The sequence below is a fragment of the Mesorhizobium sp. M1A.F.Ca.IN.020.06.1.1 genome (assembly GCF_004023265.1).
GTDB lineage: Bacteria > Pseudomonadota > Alphaproteobacteria > Rhizobiales > Rhizobiaceae > Mesorhizobium.
The window spans coordinates 1-3169 of sequence record NZ_RZSR01000715.1 but is presented as its reverse complement, the minus strand read 5'-3'; the positions used below and the strand labels follow the sequence as shown (position 1 = coordinate 3169).

General features: G+C 63.6%; 3 protein-coding genes. 2 read left to right on the top strand and 1 reads right to left on the bottom strand.

Going from position 1 to position 3169, the window contains the following annotated elements; all coding sequences use genetic code 11:
• Window positions 1–124 precede the first annotated feature (124 nt).
• The gene (locus EOA60_RS25615) at window positions 125–1192 is read left to right on the top strand and encodes an aldo/keto reductase (protein ID WP_095825345.1); all 1068 of its coding nucleotides are present in this window, start codon (window positions 125–127) and stop codon (window positions 1190–1192) included.
• A 36-nt stretch (window positions 1193–1228) separates the two neighbouring features.
• Window positions 1229–2497 carry a cysteine desulfurase-like protein gene (locus tag EOA60_RS25610; RefSeq protein ID WP_095825346.1) on the top strand — a complete coding sequence of 423 codons (1269 nt, stop codon included), beginning with the start codon at window positions 1229–1231 and terminating at the stop codon, window positions 2495–2497.
• Window position 2498: 1 nt separating this feature from the next.
• Here EOA60_RS25610 and EOA60_RS25605 read toward each other — a convergent pair.
• The coding region (locus EOA60_RS25605; RefSeq protein ID WP_164899523.1) for a histone deacetylase family protein at window positions 2499–3169 on the bottom strand (671 nt) is incomplete at its 5' end.

Sequence of the window (3169 nt, the reverse complement as noted above, 5' to 3'; positions counted from 1 at the left end):
ACGCTAACCGGTTTCCGAATTCACGCAAAAGTCGCCAGGACCGGCTTGGAGAAAATCCGGCCTATGCCTTATGCTTGAATTCCTCCCCGCGCAGCCGCGCGCCACCTCCCGCCGGAGACATTTCATGCAAAAACGCCGCCTCGGTCGGACAGACCTCCTTGTTTCGCAAATCTGCCTCGGTTCGATGACGTGGGGCCAGCAGAACACCGAGGCCGAAGGCCATGCGCAGATGGATCTGGCCTTCTCGCGCGGCGTAAATTTCATCGACACCGCCGAGCTTTACCCGATCCCGCCCAAAGCCGAGACGCAAGGGTGGACCGAGAGGATCATCGGCAGTTGGATGAAGACCATGGGCAACCGCGACAAGGTCATCATCGCCTCGAAAGTGGTCGGCCGCACGGCCAACGCCTGGTTTCGCGGCGACCGGCCATCGAAGCTTGTGCGCGCCGACATTTTCGATGCGGTCGAGAAGTCGCTCGCCAAGCTCCGCACCGATTACATCGATCTCTACCAGATTCATTGGCCGGACCGGGACATTCCGTGGGGTTCGAACCCGACGCGGGTCGGGGTGGTAGCGCGGCGGGCCGATGCTGTCGGAGCGCCGGCGGACGAGACGCCGATCGCCGAGACGCTAGCTGTCTTCGAGGAACTGGTGAAGGCGGGAAAAATACGCCATTTAGGCCTGTCGAACGAAAGCTCGTGGGGCGTCATGCGTTTCCTGGCCGAGTCCGACAAGGGCGTCGGCCCGCGCGTCGCCTCGCTGCAGAACGCCTACAATCTCGTCAACCGCACCTTCGAGGTGAACCTGGCCGAAGTCTGCCAACGCGAAGAGATCGCGTTTCTACCTTATTCTCCGCTGGCGCAGGGCTACCTCACCGGCAAATATGATCACGGCGCGCGGCCGCAAGGCTCTCGCACGCAGCTCTTCAATCGCGGCCAGCGCTACGAGACGCCGAATGCGGCGGAAGTGCTGCTCCAATACAGCGAGCTGGCGCGCTCTTTCGGCATGGAGCCGGCGCTCTTCGCCAACGCCTATGTGACGAGCCGGCCTTTTGTGACCGCGAATATCGTCGGCGCCACCAGCGTCGCGCAGCTCGACATGGCGCTGTCTTCGGTCGAGGTCCGCTGGACGGAGGAGATGCAGAAGGCGGTCGATGCCATCCACCAGCGCGTCGGCAACCCTTGCCCGTGACTGGAAATCATTGAGAAGGACGAAGGGATGGAGGCGATGGCAGATTTTCCGATAGAGCTCGTGCGCGGACGGTTTCCAGCACTTTCGCTGACCGACAAGGGCCGCCGTCGCATCTATCTCGACAATCCCGCCGGAACCCAGGTGCCGCAGGCGGTGGCGGATGCGGTCTCGCGCTGCCTGCTAACGACAAACGCCAACCTCGGCGGCTTCTTCGAAACGACGGTCGCGGCGCAGCAGGTGGTCGATGATGCGCATGCGGCGATGGCCGATTTTCTCGGTGCGGCAAGCGTCGAGGAAATCATCATCGGCGCCAATATGACGACGCTGACCTACCACATGTCGCGCACACTCGGCCGGACGATGAAGCCGGGCGACGAGATCATCCTCACGCGCATGGACCACGAGGGCAATGTCTCGCCCTGGCTGCAGCTTGCAGAGGATCTCGGCCTTGTCGTGCGTTTCCTGCCCTTCGACGACAAGAGCTGGCAGGTCGAGGAAGCGCGGCTGAAGGCGCTGCTTTCGGAAAGGACGCGGCTTGTGGCGCTGAACTATGCCTCGAACCTCACCGGCTCGATCAACCGCGTGAGCGAGCTGACGGCACTCGCCAAGCAGGCCGGGGCGCTGGTCTATGTCGACGCGGTGCAATTCGCGCCGCACGGGCTGATCGACGTTCAGGCGCTGGGCTGCGATTTCCTGGTCTGCTCGGCCTATAAATTCTTCGGGCCGCATATGGGTATATTGTGGGGCCGCCGCGACGTCATCGATGCGCTGAAGCCCTACAAATGCCGCTGCTCGTCCAACCACCTGCCGGAAAGGTTCGAGCTCGGCACGCCGCAGATCGAGCTGATGGCTGGGTTGACCGCAGCGGTCGACTACTTCGCCGATCTCGGCGCCGCAGCCGGCGAGGGCGGTTCGCGGCGGCAGCGGATAGCGAGAGCCTTCGAAGTGTCGATCGCTTACGAGAATACGCTCGCCCGGCAGTTGATCGAGGGCCTGTCGAACATCGAGGGATTGACCATCCGCGGCATCACCGACCCGGAATGTTTCGGCGATCGCGTGCCGACAATTTCCTTCACGGTAGAGGGCATCGCGCCGGAAACGATCGTGCGACAGATGAATGCCGAGAACATCTTCCTGTGGTCCGGCCACAACTATGCATGGGAGATCGTCCACCAACTCGGCATTCCGCCGGAGCAGGGCGTCGTGCGCATCGGCATCGCGCATTACAACACAGCCGCAGATATCGACGAGACGCTGGAAAGCGTACATCGCGTCATTGCAATGCTGAGGCAGCAGCGCGCCTGAACTATCCTTTCTTCCCGCCAAAGCCGGTCAGGAAAGCGGTGAGGTTGTCGCCGAGCGCATCGCAGAGGTAGCCGCCCTCCTGGACGATGACCGTCGGCAGGCCAAGGCCGGCGATCGCCTCGCCGACGCGCGCGAAGCCGGGCGTCGTCACCGAAAGGCCTCCGAATGGATCGCCTTCGAATGCGTCGAGCCCGAGCGCGACAACCAGCGCTTCCGGCGCGAAGGCGCGGATGCGCCGGAAGGCTGTTTTCAGCCCTTCCAGAAATGCCGCGTCGCCGGATTTGCGCGGCAGCGGCAGGTTGAGGTTGTAGCCGAGGCCCGCCCCTTCGCCGCGCTCGTCGGCATGGCCCCAGAAGAAGGGATAGAAGCGCACCGGATCGGCATGCAGCGAGACGGTCAGAACATCCGGCCGGGCGTAAAAGATTCCCTGCGTGCCGTTGCCGTGATGCAGGTCGACATCGAGTATGGCGACGCGTCCCGCGTCCTTTCTCAGCACCTGCGCGGCGACCGCCGAATTGTTGATGAAGCAGAAGCCGCCCGCCACGTCGGCAAAGGCGTGATGGCCAGGCGGGCGGCAGAGCGCGTAAGCCGCCGTCGCGCCGGCCATCACGGCTTCGGCGGCTTCCACTGCGCTCCAGGCGCTCCAGAGCGCACTGTTCCAGGTCTCTGCCG